General features: G+C 48.9%; 14 protein-coding genes. 7 read left to right on the top strand and 7 right to left on the bottom strand.

Going from position 1 to position 21444, the window contains the following annotated elements:
• Positions 1-211: 211 nt before the first annotated feature.
• Both AACQ93_RS13550 and AACQ93_RS13545 read right to left on the bottom strand, forming a co-directional pair.
• A complete protein-coding gene (locus AACQ93_RS13550) occupies positions 212-1216 on the bottom strand; it encodes a LacI family DNA-binding transcriptional regulator (protein ID WP_064606720.1) in 1005 nt (334 codons plus the stop codon).
• Positions 1217-1291: 75 nt separating this feature from the next.
• Positions 1292-2728, bottom strand: coding sequence for a GH1 family beta-glucosidase (locus AACQ93_RS13545; protein WP_064605624.1), 1437 nt, complete (start codon positions 2726-2728; stop codon positions 1292-1294).
• Positions 2729-2997: 269 nt separating this feature from the next.
• On the opposite strand from AACQ93_RS13545, the gene AACQ93_RS13540 reads away from it, so the two are divergent.
• Together AACQ93_RS13540 and AACQ93_RS13535 are read left to right on the top strand one after the other, a co-directional pair.
• Positions 2998-3225, top strand: a complete 228-nt coding sequence (locus AACQ93_RS13540; protein WP_064605622.1) for a zinc ribbon domain-containing protein — start codon at positions 2998-3000, stop codon at positions 3223-3225.
• A gap of 211 nt (positions 3226-3436) precedes the next feature.
• Positions 3437-5050, top strand: a complete 1614-nt coding sequence (locus AACQ93_RS13535) for an ABC transporter ATP-binding protein (RefSeq protein WP_064605620.1) — start codon at positions 3437-3439, stop codon at positions 5048-5050.
• A gap of 123 nt (positions 5051-5173) precedes the next feature.
• On the opposite strand, the gene xseA is transcribed toward AACQ93_RS13535, so the two are convergent.
• Positions 5174-6523 (bottom strand): exodeoxyribonuclease VII large subunit, encoded by a 1350-nt coding sequence (gene xseA, locus AACQ93_RS13530; RefSeq protein ID WP_064605619.1) that lies wholly within the window; start codon positions 6521-6523, stop codon positions 5174-5176.
• 261 nt (positions 6524-6784) lie between these two features.
• On the opposite strand from xseA, the gene guaB reads away from it, so the two are divergent.
• The 3 genes from guaB to AACQ93_RS13515 all read left to right on the top strand — a co-directional run bounded on the left by guaB (position 6785) and on the right by AACQ93_RS13515 (position 11851).
• Positions 6785-8248: an IMP dehydrogenase gene (gene guaB / locus AACQ93_RS13525; protein WP_007466667.1), complete on the top strand. Its 1464-nt coding sequence runs from the start codon at positions 6785-6787 to the stop codon at positions 8246-8248.
• A gap of 113 nt (positions 8249-8361) precedes the next feature.
• A complete protein-coding gene (guaA, locus tag AACQ93_RS13520) occupies positions 8362-9945 on the top strand; it encodes a glutamine-hydrolyzing GMP synthase (RefSeq protein WP_064605617.1) in 1584 nt (527 codons plus the stop codon).
• A 346-nt stretch (positions 9946-10291) separates the two neighbouring features.
• Positions 10292-11851, top strand: a complete 1560-nt coding sequence (locus AACQ93_RS13515) for an AbgT family transporter (RefSeq protein WP_007466663.1) — start codon at positions 10292-10294, stop codon at positions 11849-11851.
• Between the two features lie 92 nt (positions 11852-11943).
• Here AACQ93_RS13515 and fghA read toward each other — a convergent pair whose 3' ends face one another.
• Both fghA and AACQ93_RS13505 read right to left on the bottom strand, forming a co-directional pair.
• The gene (gene fghA / locus AACQ93_RS13510) at positions 11944-12786 is read right to left on the bottom strand and encodes an S-formylglutathione hydrolase (RefSeq protein ID WP_064605615.1); all 843 of its coding nucleotides are present in this window, start codon (positions 12784-12786) and stop codon (positions 11944-11946) included.
• A gap of 75 nt (positions 12787-12861) precedes the next feature.
• The gene (locus AACQ93_RS13505) at positions 12862-13992 is read right to left on the bottom strand and encodes an S-(hydroxymethyl)glutathione dehydrogenase/class III alcohol dehydrogenase (protein WP_064605614.1); all 1131 of its coding nucleotides are present in this window, start codon (positions 13990-13992) and stop codon (positions 12862-12864) included.
• Between the two features lie 351 nt (positions 13993-14343).
• Between AACQ93_RS13505 and tadA the strand changes: the two genes are divergently transcribed.
• On the top strand, positions 14344-14856 hold the full coding sequence (gene tadA, locus AACQ93_RS13500) for a tRNA adenosine(34) deaminase TadA (RefSeq protein ID WP_084419158.1): 513 nt from the start codon (positions 14344-14346) through the stop codon (positions 14854-14856).
• A 101-nt stretch (positions 14857-14957) separates the two neighbouring features.
• Here tadA and AACQ93_RS13495 read toward each other — a convergent pair whose 3' ends face one another.
• Positions 14958-15110: a hypothetical protein gene (locus tag AACQ93_RS13495; RefSeq protein ID WP_007466654.1), complete on the bottom strand. Its 153-nt coding sequence runs from the start codon at positions 15108-15110 to the stop codon at positions 14958-14960.
• Positions 15111-15357: 247 nt separating this feature from the next.
• Positions 15358-16842 carry a membrane-bound lytic murein transglycosylase MltF gene (gene mltF, locus AACQ93_RS13490; RefSeq protein WP_064605609.1) on the bottom strand — a complete coding sequence of 495 codons (1485 nt, stop codon included), beginning with the start codon at positions 16840-16842 and terminating at the stop codon, positions 15358-15360.
• Positions 16843-17401: 559 nt separating this feature from the next.
• Between mltF and purL the strand changes: the two genes are divergently transcribed.
• On the top strand, positions 17402-21322 hold the full coding sequence (gene purL, locus AACQ93_RS13485) for a phosphoribosylformylglycinamidine synthase (RefSeq protein ID WP_064605608.1): 3921 nt from the start codon (positions 17402-17404) through the stop codon (positions 21320-21322).
• Positions 21323-21444 lie beyond the last annotated feature (122 nt).

Here is a 21444-nt window from a genome sequence, read left to right as displayed (position 1 = left end):
TTATACGTTGTTGCCATTGGCATTTTATCAGTAATCAAGACTGGCTGAACCGATTGAAAACACCATTCTGCTTATTTTGTCTTGCACTTGATCTTTGGCTTTCTTACGGAAAGGTAAGGGTAATATCCTGTTTAAAATCCAAATACAGAATATGTAACTTATGCTTTCGGGAAGTGTATTGATAAATGTTCTTTTGGTACCTGATCGCTGATCACAATGGCTTTTGAAGTTGATCAACGGATTCACGAACGATCAAGTCTCCAGCAAACAAATCGACCGGACTGATCTTTTCATCTTTTACTAGAAGCAAAGCCTGTTCAATGGCGGCCTGAGCCATGGCTTCAACTGGCAGGGTGACTGTTGTCAGGCTCGGAATGAGAAATTCACCGGCCGGATCATTATCAAAACCCATAACCGAAATATCACCGGGCACTTGCCGTCCATGTTCGTGTAGGGCACGGATGGCCCCCATCGCCATATTATCATTGGCCGTGAACAGCGCAGTGAAAGGTTTTTGTTTATCTAGCAATGCCTGACAACCCAGATAACCGCTTTGGGTGAAATAGTTGCCATGATAGAACCCGGTGGCGGTAAGTTGGTGTTTATCCAGTGTGTCATGAAATCCTTTCAGGCGCAGGCGGGAGTTGACCGAATCTTCCGGGCCGGTAATACAGGCAATCTTACGGTGTCCGCTGTTAATCAAAAATTCGGTGGCTTCGCAGGCGGCTTTATATTGGTCAAAGCAAATGCATTGTGGCTCAAAACCTTCCACCATTTGGTTAATAACCACGAGAGGGACCGAAAGGGTTTGCATCATCTGCTTTAATTGCTCTGGTGGCATCTTGCGGGTATAGAGAATAATGGCATCAACCCTTTGCTCAACCAGACTGTTGATTGCCTGACATTCTGATTCCTGGCTGTGTCCACCATCCATGATCAATAGTTGTTTGCCTGATTTGGCGGTGGTTTCCGATGCTTGGCGCATCAGGCTGCTGAAATAGGCACCTTCAAATGCGGAAACGACCAGACCCAGCGTATTGGTTTTATTGGTTGCCAGTGCCCTTGCCAGGCTATTGGGTTTGTAGCCCAGCGTTTTCATTGCCTGGTAAACGGCTTCGGCAGTTGCCGGTTTGACCTGGCCGGTATTGTTCAATACCCGTGAAACTGTTGCCTTGGATACACCTGCCAGTTTGCAAACGTCGTTGATGGTTGCCATGAATGGTTTTTCCGCTGCTGATAAAAATGCCCGAGCATTGTCGGGCATGATCCCGTTGATGATCAACTAAAATGATCAGCGTTTTGTGCCATTTGAATTGATAACATTCTGATACCAGAAGAATGATTTCTTGCGTTTACGGGCAAGGTTATTTTCCCGGTCGACATACACAAAGCCGTATTGTTTCTGGTAGCCATTGAGCCAGCTGAGCAAGTCGATGAAAGACCAAGGGTAGTAACCGCGCACATCAATGCCTTGTTTTATGGCCGATTCAGCCGCAGCAATATGGTCGGAAAGGTATTTGATGCGTGGGTCATCAAGCACTTCACCTTCAATGATCGGGTCTTTGGCACCAAGGCCGTTTTCAGTGATATAAAACGGAATATTGCCGTAGCGATCTTTGAGTCGCTGCATACCGACGCACAATCCCTGCGGGTAGATCTCCCAGTCCCAGTCGCTATAGGTTGATTCAGGGTTGCGAACAAACTTAAACAAGCCTTTGAATCCGAATTCTTTTCCTGAGCCTTTTTTGCCGGTGGTGTTGATTTTGGTGTTGTCGACATCCGGGTTTGCCGCTATCCATTCACGTTTATAGTAGTTCACTCCAATGAAGTCGCAGATGTTGCTTTTCAGCAAAGCTTCATCACCGTTAGCAAATTCAGGAACTCCCCAGGTTCGTTGGGCGATTTCGAGAATTTGCGCCGGATATTCGCCTTTCAGCACAGGATCATACAGCCAGTGGGTCAGCAAATCGTCGGCCATTTTACAGGCAGCAATATCTTCCGGCTTGTCGGAAATCGGGTCGTGGGGCTGCATCACATTAACAAAACCGATCTGGCTTGTTTTGTTAATCAGCCCGCTGTCTTTATATTCACGAAAAGCTTTCACAGCCTTGGCATGGGCGATAAATACATGGTGACAGGCCTGAATACCACGCTTTGGATCGGTCAGGCCCGGTGGGTGAGCGCCGGTAAAATAGCCCATTCCGATGAAAATTAACGTTTCATTGAAGGTTGACCACAGCTCAACGCGATCGCCAAACGCTTCAAAACACAGGCGGGCATATTGCTCGAAAGCATCGACCGTTTCGCGAGATTCCCAGCCGCCAATATCCTGTAGCGCTTGTGGCAAATCCCAGTGGTACAGCGTGATCATTGGCTTGATACCATGTTTGATTAGCTCGTCAATCAGGTCACTGTAGAACTTCAGCCCGGCAGGGTTCATTTTGCCTCGGCCTTCAGGATACAGGCGAGGCCAGCTGATGGAAAACCGATAGCTTTGTAGTCCGGCTTCAGCCATCAGTGCAACATCTTCCCGGTAGCGATGATAATGATCGGCTGCAACATCACCGTTAGTCCCTTCGTGAGTGGTGCCCGGCTGATGGGAGAAGATATCCCAGATGGATGGGCCTTTGCCGTCGGCATCGTGACCGCCTTCAACCTGATAGGCAGCAGAAGCCGCTCCCCACAGGAAGTTATCGGGAAAAGCGGAAGCATGTTTTACATCGGTCATAGCAGCGTACCTTGTATTCGTTTGGAAGACATGAATACGTTAACGCATAAATGTAACCGGTTACAGAAACCGGTTACATTTTATGGCTCATTCCGTGATCATGGTCGCAATCATTAGAAACTGAGCCGGATCAAAGGATCTTGTAACGATCGGTTTTTTTCATTGCGTCAATGTCTGCAATCATCGATTATTCCTCGGGTGCCTATAGGTAAGCGTGTCGGGTTTTATACTTTTCCCTATAGGTATTAAATAAGTTTTGAGGGATAAACATGAGCGATAATATTTGCCCGGATTGTCAAAGCGATCTGGATTGGAAAGATGGTCAATATTACTGTGCGACTTGCCAGCACCCGGTGAAGAAGCGGGCGTTCTGCCCTGAGTGCGATAGTGAACTGGAAAAGCTGCAAGCTTGTGGTGCGGCGAGCTATTTTTGCAATAGCTGTAATGAGCTGAAGTCAAAATCTCGGGTTAAAATTACTTTTGAAGCAGTGAAGTAACTGTTTTTGAATTGTTTTGCGGAAAGCCCTGCTTTCCGCTTTTAATTGTCGAGTCTCTCTTCTGCCCTCTATTCTCGTTTTCTTTTCTGTTGTGTTCCCCCTCTGGCCTCTACCCCTGCTTTTATACTTAAAAGTGGTAAATCAAAAGTAATCACGTTATTTTGATAATAATTATCATTAACGCTGTGCGATTACTAATAGGGATATTGGCATGACATCAAAATCACCACTGTTGCAAGTAGATAACCTCTCCGTATCTTTCCGGATGGAAGATGAAACCGTTCAGGCAGTAAAAGGGATTTCGTTTCATTTAGAGAAGGGCAAGACTCTGGCTTTGGTTGGAGAGTCCGGCTCAGGTAAGTCGGTATCATCGAGCAGTATCATGGGATTGCTGCCCCCGAATGCGATAGTGGAGCCGGCAAGCTCAGTTCGGTTCGGGCAACAGCAGTTGCTCAACATGTCGGAGAAAGCACTCCGAAGTGTTCGGGGGGACAGGATTGCGATGATCTTTCAGGAGCCGATGACATCCCTCAACCCTTACATTCCGGTTGGGGAGCAGGTTGCCGAAGCCGTAGTGTGCCACCGAAAGGTAACTCGCAAAGCGGCAATGGAAGAAACGCTGGCACTGTTTCACAAGGTTAAGCTACCCGAGCCGGAAAAACGGCTTCGTCATTATCCTCATGAGTTTTCCGGCGGTCAGCTGCAGCGGATCATGATTGCAATGGCATTGGCGAACAAACCGGATATTTTGATTGCTGATGAGCCGACAACCGCACTGGATGTGACGGTACAGGCCGAAGTGCTGGACTTGCTGAAAGCTATTCAGGACGAAATGGGGATGGCGATTTTGTTTATCACCCATGATCTCGGAGTAGTTCGGCATTTTGCTGATGATGTGGCTGTTATGCGGCTCGGGGAGATTGTTGAGACTGGCAGTGTTGAAGATATTTTTACTTATCCTAGCCACAGCTATACCAAAATGTTGCTTGATGCTGAGCCAAAGCGGCATGACAAGAGTCTGGAAAGTACATCTCCCTATGTGCTTGAGGCCGAAGATATTCACGTCAAGTATGTACTGAAAACCAACTGGCTGGGTATGGAAACAGAATATCTGGAGGCCGTGAAAGGAATTAGTTTGGCCATTCGTCCGGGTCAGACAGTTGGTATTGTCGGAGAGTCAGGTTCTGGGAAATCAACGCTGGGCAGGGCGTTGATGCAGTTGTTGCCTTTAAGTGGCAATATCAAGTTTGAAGATCAGAGCTTTTATACGATGACTGCCCGGCAGCGTTATGACCTGAAACGCAATATGCAGATGGTTTTTCAGGATCCGTACGGTTCTTTGTCACCGAGAATGACCATCGGTGAAATCATCACAGAGCCGCTGACGGTTTTTTCTGAGCTGACTAAGCAGGAAAGAATGCAGCGTGCCCGTAAGGCGCTGGAAGAGGTACGCTTGGATCCGGGCTGTATCAATCGCTATCCCCATGAATTTTCCGGCGGTCAGCGCCAGCGGATTGCTATTGCAAGGGCGCTGATTTTAGAGCCTAAGTTTATTTTGCTGGATGAGCCGACATCTGCGCTCGACCGTTCAGTGCAGCAGACTGTGCTTGAGCTTCTGAAAGATATTCAACAGCGGCACAATATTGCCTACCTCTTTATCAGCCATGATCTCTCGGTTATCCGGGCTATTTCAGATGAAGTTATCGTGATGCAAAAAGGGGAAGTGGTGGAGCGGGGCACCGCAGAGCAGATTTTCGAAGCCCCACAGCAAGCATATACCCGCCGTTTGATTGATGCCTGTATGCTGGTGGATGAAGTCGCATGATAGTTGTTAATTTTTTAGCGTAGTAAAGACAAAAAAGGACCATAAAAAACGCCGCATTTAGATGCGGCGTTTTTTTATGTCTACAAGAATGTTTTGCTCCTGTTTCGGAAGCTTATTCTGAGCTTACTTTTGGACAACAGAACGAATCTCTCCGTCAGCAACTGTGGTATGCAGGGTATCGCCTGCCTGTACCTGTTCGGTTTTGCGGATCACCTTGCCTTTGGCGTCGCGGGTGATGGAGTAACCGCGCCCCAAGGTCGCCAGCGGGCTGACGGTTTCCAGCTTTTCTGCTGCCATTGCTAACTTATGGTTTGCATTTAGCAGGCGGCGATCCATGGCATCTAATAAGCGGTGCCTGGTCTGTTCTAAACGGTTACTCTGCTGTTTAAGCATGTGTGCAGGGGAGTGCAAAGCCAGCTTGTATTCGGCATGGCTGATGTGTTGCTGGTGGCCACTGATCAGCTGACGCATCGCCCGCTCCATACGGCTTGAAAGCTCATCCAGCAGTTGCTGTTGCTGGTTCAGTCGAACTTGCGGATGCTGGCGATCCAATCTGTGCTGGAGGTTGACGATTCTTGCCTGCTGTCCGGAAATATAATGACGGATTGCATGGCGAAGCTGCTGAGTCTTTTGGTTGATTTTCTGGGTCTGATGAGTCATATCGCGGCTGATCAGCTCTGCCGCCGCAGACGGTGTCGGTGCCCGGACATCAGCAACAAAATCGGCAATAGTAACATCTACTTCGTGGCCAACAGCACTGACAATCGGGATCTGGCTGGCGGCAATGGTACGCGCCACAATCTCTTCATTGAATGCCCATAAATCTTCCAGCGAACCACCGCCACGACCGACAATCAGAACATCACACTCTTGTCGGGAATTAGCCCGACCGATAGCCTGAGCAATCGAGATCGCAGCGCCTTCTCCCTGCACCGTAGTCGGATAGATAACGACAGGCAGGCCGGGATCTCGGCGTTGAAGTACATTCAGGATATCGTGCAGCGCAGCTCCGGTTTTTGAGGTAACAATACCGACACGTTTAGGTTGATCCGGCAAAGGTTTTTTCAGCGACTGGGCAAACAGCCCTTCGGCTGCCAGCGACATTTTCAGTTGTTCAAACTGCTGCTGGAGACGACCGTCACCTTCCGGCTGCATGCTCTCAATGATTAACTGATAGTCACCGCGCGGCTCATATAGCGACAGGCGAGCTTTGACCAGAACCTGAGTGCCGTTACTTGGTTTGAAGGTGACCCGGCGGTTATTACCACGGAACATGGCGCACTTAACCTGGGCTCGGGAATCTTTCAGGGTGAAATACCAGTGGCCGGATACCGGCATCGACAGGTTAGACAGTTCACCGACCAGCCAGACGACACCCATTTCGTTTTCAAGGATGAGACGAACCTGAGCATTAAGACTGGAAACTGTATAGATGCGATCGTTAGATTGAGTTTGTTGGGCAAACATGGTCACGAGGCTGGACACCTGCTGTAGAGAGGTTAAGTAGTGCACGGAAATGTAACGAAAAATCACCAGGCAGATCTATGGACAGATCTTGACCGTAATTGAAAGACCGCAGCACCGGAAACTTAACCGAAATATATTACAGATCAACAAAAAAATGTCAATAAAAAAATTTAAAAAATTACTAGCCAAACGATTGCACTATACGTATAATTCGTCCGCAATATTTTATCCTTCTTTAAAAACCTCTACTTGGTGTGAGATATTGCAATGTTACGAATCAAACAAGAAGCTTTGACTTTCGATGATGTCCTGCTGGTTCCAGCCCACTCAACTGTACTGCCTAACACTGCCGATCTGCGCACCCGTTTGACGAAAGAAATTTCGCTGAACATTCCTATGCTTTCAGCGTCTATGGATACCGTCACAGAAGGTCGCCTGGCTATCGCCCTTGCTCAGGAAGGCGGTATTGGCTTTATTCACAAGAATATGTCGATTGAGAAGCAGGCTAACGAAGTTCGTATGGTTAAGAAGTTCGAAGCCGGTGTGGTTTCTGAACCTGTTACGGTTAAGCCATACAACACAATTGAAGATGTGAAACGCCTGACTGCCGAAAATGGTTTTGCCGGCTATCCGGTTGTTTCTGACAACAACGAGTTGGTAGGTATTATTACCGGCCGTGATGTTCGCTTTGTTACTGACCTTTCCCTGAAAGTAGAAGAAGTGATGACACCGAAAGACAAGCTGGCTTCAGCGAAAGAAGGTGCATCACGTGAAGAAGTTGAAGCTATCATGCAAAAACACCGTGTAGAAAAGGTGTTGCTTGTTAATGATGAATTCCAGCTACGCGGCATGATCACTGCTAAAGATTTCCAGAAAGCAGAACGTAAACCTAATGCATGTAAAGACGAGTTCGGTCGTCTGCGTGTAGGTGCTGCAGTTGGTGCCGGTGCCGGTAACGAAGAGCGTGTTAAGGCGCTGGTTGAAGCGGGCGTAGACGTTCTGTTGATTGACTCTTCACACGGCCACTCCGAAGGTGTGCTGCAGCGCATCCGCGAAACTCGTGAAGCATACCCTGATCTGCAAATCGTTGGTGGTAACGTAGCGACAGCTGAAGGTGCCCGTGCACTGATTGAAGCTGGTGTAAGTGCAGTTAAAGTGGGTATCGGTCCTGGTTCTATCTGTACTACTCGTATCGTAACCGGTGTTGGTGTACCTCAGGTTACCGCTATCGCTGAAGCGGCATCAGTGGCTGACCAGTACGGTATTCCTGTTATTGCAGACGGTGGTATCCGTTTCTCTGGCGACATGTGTAAAGCGATTGCAGCCGGTGCATCATGTGTAATGGTTGGTTCTATGTTCGCAGGTACTGAAGAAGCACCGGGTGAAGTTGAACTTTACCAAGGCCGTGCTTACAAGTCATACCGTGGTATGGGTTCACTGGGCGCGATGTCAAAAGGTTCTTCTGACCGTTACTTCCAGTCTGATAACGCTGCTGACAAGCTGGTACCTGAAGGTATCGAAGGCCGTGTTGCTTATAAAGGCCACATGAAAGAAATCGTTCACCAGCAAATGGGCGGCCTGCGTTCAAGCATGGGTCTGACTGGCTCGGCGACAATTGAAGATATGCGTACTAAAGCAGAATTCGTTCGTATCTCCGGTGCAGGTATGAAAGAGTCGCATGTCCACGACGTAACCATCACTAAAGAAGCACCTAACTACCGTCTGGGCTAATTTTCACCAGCCGGATAAGTGATGGGCGAAAACGTTTGCCTAAATAAAAAAACTGTATAAGATCGGGGGCGATTTTAGCCCCCTCATTTCAATAAGTTTGAGACCGCTCGATAATGACCACGACCACAAATATTCATGACCAACGTATCCTGATCCTGGACTTTGGATCTCAGTACACGCAGTTAATCGCACGCCGTATTCGTGAAATTGGTGTTTACTGTGAGCTGTGGAGTTGGGATGTGGATGAAGCTGACATCCGCGATTTCAATCCAAACGGTATTATTCTTTCTGGTGGTCCGGAGAGCGTAACGGAAGAAGGTTCACCTCGTGCTCCACAATATGTGTTTGAAGCTGGTGTTCCTGTATTTGGTGTTTGCTACGGCATGCAGACTATGGCTGAGCAGCTGGGCGGTAAGGTAGCAGGTTCGACTGAACGTGAATTTGGCTACGCTCAGGTGAAAGTGGTTGAGCCAACTGATTTCTTTAAGAACATTGAAGATGCTGTGTCTGAAGACGGCACTGCATTGCTGGACGTATGGATGAGCCACGGTGATAAAGTGGTTGAGATCCCGTCTGATTTCGTCAAAGTTGCAGAAACGGAGACTTGTCCGTATGCAGCGATGGCAAACGAAGATAAGCACTTCTACGGTGTTCAGTTCCACCCGGAAGTAACGCACACTCGCCAGGGTATGCGTATCATCGAAAACTTCGTTCTGAATATCTGTGGCTGTGAGAAGCTATGGACGTCTGCAAATATCATCGAAGATGCTGTTGAGCGAATCAAAGAGCAAGTAGGTGATGACGAAGTTATCCTTGGCCTGTCTGGTGGTGTGGACTCATCGGTTGTTGCTATGCTGATCCACCGTGCTATCGGTGACAAACTGACCTGTGTATTCGTTGATAACGGTCTGTTGCGCCTGAACGAAGGTGAGCAGGTTATGGAAATGTTCGGTGATCACTTCGGCTTGAACATCGTTCACGTGAATGCAGAGCAGCGCTTCCTGTCTGCGCTGGAAGGTGAAGCGGATCCTGAAGCCAAGCGTAAGATCATCGGTCACGTATTCGTTGATGTTTTCGATGAAGAATCGAAGAAACTAAAGAATGCGAAATGGCTGGCACAGGGTACAATTTACCCGGATGTAATTGAATCTGCGGCTTCTAAAACCGGTAAAGCACACGTTATCAAGTCTCACCACAACGTAGGTGGCCTGCCTGAAGATATGGAAATGGGCCTGGTTGAGCCGCTGAAAGAGCTGTTCAAAGATGAAGTACGTAAGATTGGTCTTGAACTTGGCCTGCCTTATAACATGCTTTACCGCCACCCGTTCCCAGGGCCAGGTCTGGGTGTACGTGTACTGGGCGAAGTGAAGAAAGAGTACTGTGATCTGCTGCGCCGTGCAGACGCAATCTTCATTGAAGAGCTGCACAACGCTGATCTGTACAACAAAGTTTCTCAGGCATTTACTGTGTTCCTGCCAGTACGCTCTGTTGGCGTAATGGGTGACGGCCGTAAATATGACTGGGTTGTTTCTCTGCGTGCTGTTGAAACAATTGACTTTATGACTGCACACTGGGCACACCTGCCATACGACTTCCTGGGTAAGGTTTCTAACCGTATCATTAACGAAGTTGATGGTATTTCCCGCGTGGTTTACGACGTATCTGGTAAGCCGCCGGCAACTATCGAGTGGGAATAATATCCCATTAGATAACTGACTTTTGGTCATGATTATGAAAAAGGCACCTTCGGGTGCCTTTTTTGTTATCACTATTACTCTTATTTATCAGTAGGCTGCTTACATTCACCGCGCTTGCACTTATGTTGCGTAAATGATCTTGCTTTGTTGATCTTTTGTTTCTTATTAATATCTTCTTACAATATATCGTGGTGCTTTTTTGTTAATAAGTGGTTTGATATACGCTTTTTACTGAGTGGTTTATTACAATCTTCTGTAATCCCTTGCGGGAAATATGGATTGACTGGCGAAAGAATCATTAAACACACCGCCGCAAATTAACAACATCAACGAGCATGGAGTACCCATGAGCAATCAAGCAGTGAATAAAGCACCTGTTGCCTCGTCGGGGGCAATGGATAAGTTTTTAAACTTCATCGAACGAGCCGGTAATAAGATCCCCGATCCGGCACTTCTCTTTTTCTGGGGACTGGTTATCGTCTGGGGCCTGTCTGCACTACTTTCTCAGTTCGAATTCGGACTGATCCACCCTGTTACGGGGCAGGCTATCGAAATCAATAACCTTCTTACTGGCCAGTCACTGGCTGGCTTCCTGGCCGGGATGGTGAAAACCTTTACTGGTTTTGCACCTCTGGGTATCGTTCTGGTAGCGATGCTGGGTGTCGGTGTTGCTGAAGCATCCGGTTTCATTAACACTGGACTGAAGAAGATGCTGAACTTCACCCCGGCTAAGCTGCTGACACCTATGCTTATCCTGGTTGCGATCGTATCTCACACCGCAGCTGACGCAGGTTACGTATTGGTTATCCCGCTGGGTGGTATTATCTTTCATGCAGCAGGTCGTCATCCTTTGGCCGGTATTGCGGCAGCTTTTGCCGGTGTATCCGGTGGTTTCTCGGCTAACTTCATTCCTTCCGGTATTGATCCGCTATTGGCCGGTTTCACTCAGTCGGCGGCACAAATTCTGGATCCTGAGTATGTTGTAAACCCACTTTCGAACCTGATGTTCACCGGTTTGTCTTCCATTATTGTTGTTGCAATTGGCTGGTATGTGACTGAGAAGGTTATCGAGCCGCGCTTGCGTAATACTCCGATTGATGATGATGCTGAAGAAGCACCGGATTTGGGTTCATTCAGCGAAATTGAATCGAAAGCTTTTAACCGCGCTGGTTGGGCTATGGTATTGGGTATTGTCGCTCTGGTTGCGGCGGTCTATCCGGAAACATCACCACTGCGCTCTCCTGATGGTCAAATTACCGCATTCTCTGCGCCGTTGATGCAGTCAATCGTGCCGCTGATCTTCATCCTGTTTATTATTCCGGGTGTGGTTTACGGACGTGTTGCCGGTACTTTCAAATCCAGTGATGACATTATTAAAGCGATGTCGGCAACCATGGGAACCATGGGCGGCTATATCGTAATGGCCTTTTTCTGTGCGCAGTTCCTGGCAGCATTCAGCCAGTCTAACCTAGGTACGCTGTTGGCGCTGTCTGGTGCGGACTTGCTGAAAGCGATGAACCTGCCGGGTCAGATCACTATTGTTGGTATGATCCTGCTGACAGCTTTTGTTAACCTGCTGGTTGGCTCGGCGTCGGCGAAGTGGGCCCTGATTGGTCCAATCCTAGTGCCAATGCTGATGGCTGTCGGTATCTCTCCTGAGCTGACTCAGGCGGCTTACCGTGTTGGTGATTCTGTCTCTAACATCATTTCCCCACTGATGGTGTTCTTCCCTCTGGTGGTTGTTTACACCCAGCGTTATGTGAAGAGTTCAGGTATCGGCACACTGGCGTCGCTGATGATGCCTTACTCGATTGCGATGCTGATTGGCTGGACGCTGTTCCTGCTGGCTTACTGGGCGTTCGGTATTCCTCTGGGTATTCAGGCGCCGTATTCATACAGCATGTAATTTTGCCTGATAATTGTTTTCAGACTGAAGCCCCGCATTGCGGGGCTTTTTTATGAAGGCTGATTTTATTTTTTTGGCTTATTTAACGGGTTTTACTTCAGGTAGCCAGCATGAAAGCGTAGGTGATCTTCGATAAAGCTGGTAATAAAGTAATAGCTGTGGTCGTAGCCTTCTTGCATGCGCAGTTCGAGCGGGTAGTTATTTTTCTTCGCTGCGGCTTCAAGCAATTCAGGTTTAAGTTGCTCGGTCAGGAACTCATCTTCTGTCCCCTGATCAACAAGAGCTGGCAGTTTGCCCGTTGCCTGCTTCATTAGCTCACAGCTGTCATATTGCTTCCAGGTTTCAAGGTCAGAGCCCAGATAACCGGTGAATGCTTTTTTGCCCCAAGGGCAGGTTCTCGGATGACTGATTGGGCTGAATGCTGATACCGAGCGGTAACGTTCCGGATTACGAAGGGCAATCATTAGTGCGCCATGTCCGCCCATAGAGTGACCGCTGATAGCTCGTTGCTCAGTAACCGGAAAATGGCTTTCGATCAGCGTCGGCAGTTCATTTACCACGTAGTCATACATCTGGTAGTGGCGGTTCCATGGTTCCTGGGTGGCATTTACGTAGAAGCCGGCTCCCTTGCCGAAGTCGTAACTGCCTTGTGGATCGTCGGCAACATCTTCACCGCGTGGGCTGGTATCCGGTGCAACTATCGCAATACCCAGCTCGGCTGCAATGCGCTGTGCTCCGGCTTTTTGCATGAAGTTTTCGTCTGTGCAGGTCAGTCCGGACAGCCAGTAAAGAACAGGCACCTTGGTGCCGTCGGCAATTTGTGGCGGCAGGTAAACGGCGAAACGCATGTCACAGTTGAGCGTTGCTGAGTGATGGCTATATTGCTTATGCCAGCCGCCAAAGCTTTTATTGGTGCTGATATTTTCCAGAGTCATTATCTTTTTATCTCAACGGGTTATTTCAACAATAATAAGCGCTGCCGAAGCAGCGCTTATACTGTGACGCAGGGATTATTTGTCGTAGTGGATCACGCTACGGATGCTCTTGCCTTCATGCATCAGGTCAAAGGCGTTGTTGATCTCTTCCAGCCCCATGGTATGGGTAATGAAGTCATCAAGTTTGAACTCGCCAGCCATGTAACGTTCAACAATTTCCGGCAGCTCAGAGCGACCTTTCACACCACCGAAGGCAGAACCACGCCATACGCGGCCTGTCACCAGCTGGAACGGGCGGGTTGAGATTTCCTGGCCGGCACCGGCAACACCGATGATGACAGATTCGCCCCAGCCCTTATGGCAGCATTCCAGTGCGGAACGCATAACGTTGACGTTACCGATACATTCAAAGGAGAAGTCGACACCGCCGTCGGTCATTTCGACGATCACTTCCTGAATTGGTTTGTCATAATCATTCGGATTTATACATTCGGTAGCACCCAACTCTTTCGCCAGCTGGAATTTGCTCTCGTTGATATCAACACCGATGATACGGCTGGCACCGGCCATCGTCGCACCGATAATTGCTGACAGGCCGATACCGCCCAGGCCAAAGATAGCGACATTATCGCCTTTTTGTACTTTGGCTGTTTTCAATACCGCACCCATACCAGTGGTAACACCGCAGCCCAGCAGGCAGACTTCTTCCAGTGGCGCATCTTTGTTGACTTTCGCCAGTGAAATCTCAGGCAGTACTGTATATTCAGAAAAAGTCGAGCAGCCCATGTAGTGATAGATTGGCTGGCCGTCTTTGTAGAAACGGGTTGTGCCGTCCGGCATCAGGCCTTTGCCTTGGGTTTCACGGATTTTTTGGCACAGGTTGGTTTTACCTGATTTACAGAATTTACACTCGCCGCATTCCGGGGTGTAAAGTGGGATTACGTGGTCACCAACTTCGACACTGGTAACGCCTTCGCCCACCATCTCAACAATACCGCCGCCCTCATGACCTAGAATCGCCGGGAAAATGCCTTCCGGATCGTCGCCGGACAGGGTGAAGGCATCGGTATGACAAACACCGGTAGCAATAATACGTACTAGAACTTCACCGGCTTTCGGTAGCATAACATCGACTTCCTCAACCGACAGTGGCTGATTCGGACCCCAGGCAATGGCTGCTTTGGATTTGATAAATTGTTCAGACATTCTGTTCTCGCTTATTCTGTGATTGGATACTGTTCATTAAGGCTTATGTTCTTTCTTGTCAGCTTTGCGCTTATCTATTGACGCATAGCTATGATTACACTGTAGAAGATAAACCTCAGGTCGATGACGCCGGTTAATAGCAGCGTTCCTCGTTGTGATGGCTAGTATTATATTTTTTCAAAAAGAGATGATAATCACCTTGTTGTGCAAATTACTTTTACTGCCTGGTAACAATTGAGGGTGAAAGAGGGAGAGTGTTTTTGCGGCATTGTTTGACTGGGAATAAGTTGGTAAGGGCAGAGCAAGGCATTATAATGCGCCTCCCATGTTTGCAATGATTTGAGAAAGCCTGTGACCGATCAAAACCAAGATGAACTATATATGCGCCGAGCCATTGAGCTGGCAGCCAAAGCCGAGCAGGAAGGAGAGGTTCCTGTTGGGGCGGTTGTGGTTTATGACGGTCAGGTGATTGGAGAAGGCTGGAACCGCTCTATTGGTCAGCATGATGCTACAGCTCACGCAGAGATGATGGCTCTTCGTCAAGCAGGCAAGGTGATTCAGAACTATCGCCTGCTGGATGCAACTTTGTATGTCACTCTGGAGCCGTGCCCTATGTGTGCCGGTGCTATGGTACACAGCCGTATTGGTAAGGTGGTGTTTGGTGCCAGCGATCTGAAGACTGGTGCGGCAGGCAGTATTATGAACTTGTTGAGTTATGAGCAGGTCAATCATCATGTCGCCTGTGAATCCGGGGTGCTGGAAGAGGAATGCCGGGCTCAGTTACAGGCGTTTTTTAAACGTCGACGGGCCGAGAAAAAAGCCGAGAAAAAGGCCCGCCAGGCTGCACAGGCTGAGAGCCAGTGATCAAACAAAAAGCCCGACTCATTGAGTCGGGCTTTTTTCTGTTTCTTTGCGCTGACAATTGGTGTCGCTAGCTTTTGTTTATCGTTCTATTGTTAGCAAGGCTAACAAGCGGCTGTTGCTGCTACAACATAGCTGCGCTGGCGCCATAACACTTTCTTGCGGGTATTAGCATGCATGCGTTTTCGTCTTGTTGCGATTGATGTCATGCGTTTCTTCAGGCTTTTCACCGCTTTTTTCTGTTTTGAGAATCGCATAAGTTTCTCCCATAAAGCAAAGGCACAAGTGTGCCCACACTACAATCATTTTCCTGAATCTTGTTCAGGGTTATGAGTTGATTGTTACCAAATTTTCATCATTTGAGAATGAGCCCGATCGCAAAATTACGGCTTTCTTTGCAAAACCATCAATACTCAATGTGATATTTCTATCACTAATTTTATGTCGGTTGATATAAAGCACAGCCCTGTATTAACAGGGCTGCTTATAAAAAGAAGGGGATGGTTATTTACTGACAAGTTTGGTCGGTTTAGCGAGGCTGGTATCTATTTTTTCGCCTTCAAGTTTTGTCTGTTTGCTACCATCTTGCTGTAGTGGCGGGGTGATCGTTCTTAAGCTGTCGATGACCGCGATACCTTCCTCTTTGTCCTGATTCGGTGTTGTATTGTGCGCTTGCTCATAGCCGATAATACTCTGGTAATAGCGGCGAATATTTTCCACGTAGTTCAGCGCTTCATCACCACGGGCATAGCCATAACGGGTCTGCTTGTAGTATTTGCGCTGGCGCAGAAGTGGCAGGCGTTGTTTAACATCGCTCCAGGCATCCGGGTTACCACCTTGTTTTTTGGTCAGGCGGCGGGCATCCATCATATGGCCGAAACCTACGTTATAAGACGCCAGGGCAAACCAGACTTTTTCATGTTCTTCGATGCTGTCAGGCACACGGGCAATCATCTTGCGTAGGTAGACAACGCCGCCCCGGATACTTTCTTCCGGATCAAGACGATTCTTCACACCCACAGACTTTGCTGTTGGCAGGGTCAACATCATCATACCGCGCACTCCGGTCGGAGAAACTGCGCGCGGGTTCCAGTGGGATTCCTGATAAGAAAGTGCAGCAATCAGACGCCAGTCCAGCTCTTTCGAATACTTTTTGAACAGAGGTTCCCAGCGAGGAAGCTTTTTCTCGATAGCTCGCAGGAATGCTCGGGTGTCAACATAATCAAAGCTGTCGACATGGCCGAAATATTTCTCTTCCAGCTTGCCCAGTTCACCGCTTTGTTTCATTTCACCGAAGAACTCGATCAGCAGCGCATACAGGCTGTCATCGGTGGTTTTGTTGAGGAACCAAGCGATCGGCTCATCTTCGGTCAATTCGAGGGCAACGGCAATATCCGGATGGATTCGCTGGCTGAGGGCGACATCTACTGAGTCAGCAATGGTGTAATCCAGATCGCCTCTGGCAACCATGCGTAGCAACTCATCACTGTCGGTTTCCTCTATTGCTTCCCATTGAAGCTGCGGGTAAAGAACATTGAGAGTGTCCAGGCTTTTCTCGTGGCTGGAGCCTTTAACAACAACCAGTGAACCTTTATTTTTAGCCAGATCTTCTGTGTCACGCGGACGCCACTGGCCTTTCTTATAGACTACGATTTGGCTGGCGTAGTAATAGGCGGGGGCAGCCCGGAATCCAGACAGGCGGTCTTCGGTCATGGTCAGGCCCGCAGCAATGATATCGACATCTTTGCGTTCAAGGCTGGGGAAAAGTCCGGCCAGAGTAAACATTGGCTGCATTTCCAGTTTGACACCCAGCTTGGCGGCAAACCGTTGTGCAAGTTCATAATCAAGACCTGTCGGACCATCGTTGCCAATATAGTAAGAGAGCTGATTATTCAGCGTGCCGACACGCAGGACGCCACTTTCACGGATCTTCTCCAGATCACTGCGGGTGTCCTGTTGCAGCCAGTTGCAACCACTAAGCAATAGCATGCTTAGTAATAGTGCCAGGGTATACCGGAGGTTAGAAGTTAATCGAAGATTGCTCAACAAGATATGCTCATCATTATAATTTGATGTTCTTTATACCAAAGCTCGCCAATTCAGCAAAGCAACTCCCATCCTCCCAGTGATGATTCTCCCGTCAAATTACAATTTCCGGACATCAGGACAATGTATGTATGGGAGCTGCCCGGCATCTAAATACTAGTTCAATTTCAGCTCTGCTGAGCTGGCTCATCGTTTTTTCTTAATGTTTGGAACAGGAATGAAAAAAAATTACGCAAACGGTTGCGTCAGGTGTTACGTCACAAAAAATTTTCCCTTATACTATGCCTCGCAGAGCTTCCAGCACCTGCTTCGAAACTCCCGAAACTTATATAGTACGGGAATGAAGAACGCTGTTTAGTTGCTGCCCTGTCATGAGTGCATCGCCTCTGCTTGCTGTAAAAACAGCCGGGAAAGAGGTGACATTGACGTGATTTTTCCGGTGCTGAACCGGGATTAGGTCAATATCACCTTCATTCAACTGCTAATCGAGAGACGTACGCACATGGAAATTTTGCGTGGTTCACCCGCACTGTCTGAGTTTCGCGTTAACAAGCTACTGGAGCGTTGCCGCGAATTAGAGCTGCCTGTGTCAGGCATTTATGCTGAGTTCATGCATTTTGCTGAACTGTCAGCACCGCTGAATGCCGAGGAACAAAACAAGCTGGCCAGTTTGCTGACCTACGGCCCTACGATTGCAGAGCATGAGCCAACCGGTCTGTTGCTGCTGGTTACCCCTCGTCCGGGTACTATCTCCCCGTGGTCATCTAAATCGACCGACATCGCCCATAACTGTTCCCTGAATCAAATCAAACGCCTTGAGCGCGGTACTGCATATTACGTAGAAACCACCGCTGATCTGAGTGAAGCCCAGCTTACAACCCTGAAAGGATTACTTCATGACCGCATGATGGAAGTGGTGTTTACCGATATGGAAGCGGCAGCTGCGCTGTTCAGTCATGCGGAGCCTGCACCGGTGAAATGTGTTGATATCCTTGCCGGAGGCCGTAAGGCGCTTGAAGACGCAAACGTTACCCTCGGTCTGGCACTGGCTGAGGATGAAATTGATTACCTGGTGGAAAACTTCACCAGACTGGGCCGTAACCCGAATGATATCGAGCTGATGATGTTTGCTCAGGCGAACTCTGAGCACTGCCGTCATAAGATTTTTAATGCAGACTGGACTATCGACGGTGTTGAACAGGAAAAATCCCTGTTCAAGATGATTAAAAATACCTTTGAGCAGAACAATGATTATGTTCTGTCGGCCTACAAGGATAATGCGGCGGTAATGGAAGGCTCGAATGTCGGCCGTTTCTTCCCGGATCCAAATTCCCGCCAGTACAACTACCACCAGGAAGATGCCCATATCCTGATGAAAGTGGAGACCCATAACCACCCGACGGCGATTTCACCATGGCCGGGAGCATCGACCGGATCCGGCGGTGAAATCCGTGATGAAGGGGCTACCGGTATCGGCGGTAAACCGAAAGCCGGCCTGGTCGGTTTTACTGTTTCTAACCTGCGTATCCCTGACTTTGAACAGCCATGGGAAACCGACTTTGGTAAGCCGGGCCGAATTGTCAACGCGCTGGATATTATGCTGGAAGGCCCGCTGGGCGGTGCTGCATTTAATAATGAGTTTGGCCGCCCGAACCTGCTGGGTTATTTCCGTACTTATGAAGAAAAAGTCAGCTCCCATAACGGTGAAGAAATTCGTGGTTACCATAAGCCGATTATGATTGCCGGTGGTATGGGTAATATCCGTGCCGAGCATGTTCAGAAGAAAGAAATTCCGGTTGGTGCGAAGCTGATTGTGCTGGGTGGTCCGGCAATGAATATCGGTCTTGGTGGTGGTGCTGCGTCTTCTATGGCGTCTGGTCAGTCAGCCGAAGATCTGGATTTTGCATCGGTGCAGCGTGAAAACCCGGAAATGGAACGTCGCTGTCAGGAAGTGATCGATCGCTGCTGGCAGATGGGTGAAGCCAACCCGATTGCCTTTATTCACGATGTGGGTGCGGGTGGTATCTCTAACGCCTTGCCTGAGCTGGTGGATGACGGTGAACGTGGCGGTAAGTTCCAGCTGCGAGAGGTGCCGAATGACGAACCGGGTATGAGCCCGCTGGAAATCTGGTGTAACGAATCGCAGGAACGCTATGTGCTGGCTGTTGCCACAGAAAATATGGATACCTTTGACGCTATTTGTCAGCGTGAGCGTGCACCGTATGCCGTGGTTGGTGAGGCCACTGAAGAGCGTCATCTGACGCTGGAAGACAGCCACTTCGACAACACCCCAATTGATATGCCGATGGATATCCTGCTTGGTAAGCCGCCAAAGATGCACCGTGACGTGAAATCACAGAAGGCAGAAGGCAAAGCGATTGAACGTAGCGGTATTGAATTGGAAGAAGCGACTCACCGGGTGCTCCGTCTTCCGGCTGTTGCAGAGAAGACGTTCCTGATCACTATCGGTGACCGGACTGTGACCGGCCTGGTTGCCCGTGATCAGATGGTCGGTCCGTGGCAGGTTCCAGTTGCCAACTGTGCTGTTACTGCTGCCAGTTATGACAGCTACCATGGTGAGGCGATGGCAATGGGTGAGCGAACACCGATTGCATTGCTGGACTTTGCCGCTTCAGCCCGTATGGCTGTCGGTGAGTCGCTTACTAACATTGCCAGTGCAGATATCGGCGATCTTAGGCGCATCAAGCTTTCTGCAAATTGGATGTCTCCGGCGGGTCACCCGGGTGAAGATGCCGGTTTGTATGATGCGGTGAAAGCGGTCGGTGAAGAGCTGTGTCCTGCACTGGGCCTGACGATTCCTGTCGGTAAAGATTCCATGTCGATGAAAACCAAATGGGAAGATAACGGCAAACAGAAAGAGGTGACTTCGCCGCTGTCACTGATCATTACCGCATTTGGCCGTGTCGAAGACATTCGCAAGACAGTCACTCCTCAGCTTCGTACTGATAAAGGTGATTCAAGCCTGCTGCTGATAGACCTGGGTTGTGGTCAGAATCGCCTGGGGGCTACTGCTTTGTCACAGGTTTACAAGCAGTTGGGTGACAAACCGGCAGATGTCGATAGTCCGGAGCTACTGAAAGGTTTCTTTAATGCGATTCAGACATTGATCCGCGACGGTAAGCTAATGGCTTATCATGACCGTGGTGACGGTGGTTTGTATGTCACGTTGGCAGAAATGGCTTTTGCTGGCCATACCGGGGTGGAAGTCGATATTAATACATCAGACAACGATGAATGTGATGATGTGTTGGCGACGCTGTTCAACGAGGAATTGGGCGCGGTGATTCAGGTACGTACTGACGAACTTGATGCTGTGCAGTCGGTGCTTGCAGCCAACGGTCTTGAAGCATGCAGCCATGTTATCGGTACAGTTGTTGATGAAGATGTGGTTCGCATCTGGAATGGTAATGATCTTGTGCTGGAGCAGAGTCGTACTGAGTTGCGTGCAATCTGGGCTGAGACAACTTACCAGATGCAGGCAATGCGTGATAATCCGGCGGGCGCGCTACAGGAATTCGAGGCCAAGAAAGATGCAGCGGATCCTGGCTTGAATGTAAGCCTGAGCTTTGACATTAATCAGGATGTTGCCGCTCCGTTTATTGCTGCACCAGCTGTTAATAAAGGTGCCAAGCCGCAGATGGCTATTTTACGTGAGCAGGGTGTTAACTCGCATGTCGAGATGGCGGCAGCATTTGATCGTGCCGGCTTTGATGCTAAAGACGTGCATATGAGCGATATCCTGTCAGGTAGGGTGGCTCTGGACGGCTTCAATGGCCTGGTTGCTTGTGGTGGTTTCTCCTACGGTGACGTATTGGGGGCTGGTGAAGGCTGGGCGAAGTCAGTCCTGTTTAACAACATGGCTCGTGATCAGTTTGAAGCTTTCTTCCACCGCAATGACACTTTTGCTCTTGGTGTGTGTAACGGTTGTCAGATGATGTCGAACCTGCGCGATCTTATCCCAGGGGCGGAGTTATGGCCGCGTTTTGTTCGCAATGAGTCAGAGCGTTTTGAAGCCCGATTCAGCCTGGTTGAAGTGCAGCAAAGTGATTCACTGTTCTTCAATGGCATGGCGGGCTCTCGAATGCCGATTGCGGTATCACACGGTGAAGGTCGGGTTGAGGTTCGCAATGCGGAACATTTGGCGGCGATTGAACAGTCCGGCACCGTGGCACTGCGTTATCTGGATAACTATGGCAATGCGACAGAAAATTACCCGGCTAACCCGAATGGTTCACCAAATGGTATTACCGGTCTGACAACGCAAGATGGTCGCGTCACTATTATGATGCCGCACCCTGAACGTGTATTCCGAACTGTGGCTAACTCTTGGCATCCGGATGACTGGAATGAGAATAGCCCGTGGATGCGAATGTTCCGAAATGCACGGGTCAACATGGGTTGATTAACACTTTGATTTTGGGTCGCATTTGACTCATAAAAAACAGTCAAAAAAGGCGTTGAGCACACTTTTTGCTCAACGCCTTTTTATGTATGACCGACTGCTTTTTTATTCATCAATTCAAT

This window comes from Photobacterium sp. J15 (genome assembly GCF_963870815.1).
Classification (GTDB): domain Bacteria; phylum Pseudomonadota; class Gammaproteobacteria; order Enterobacterales; family Vibrionaceae; genus Photobacterium; species Photobacterium marinum.
The sequence above is the reverse complement of the archived record's forward strand: the minus strand, read 5'-3'. Positions and strand labels throughout refer to the sequence as shown.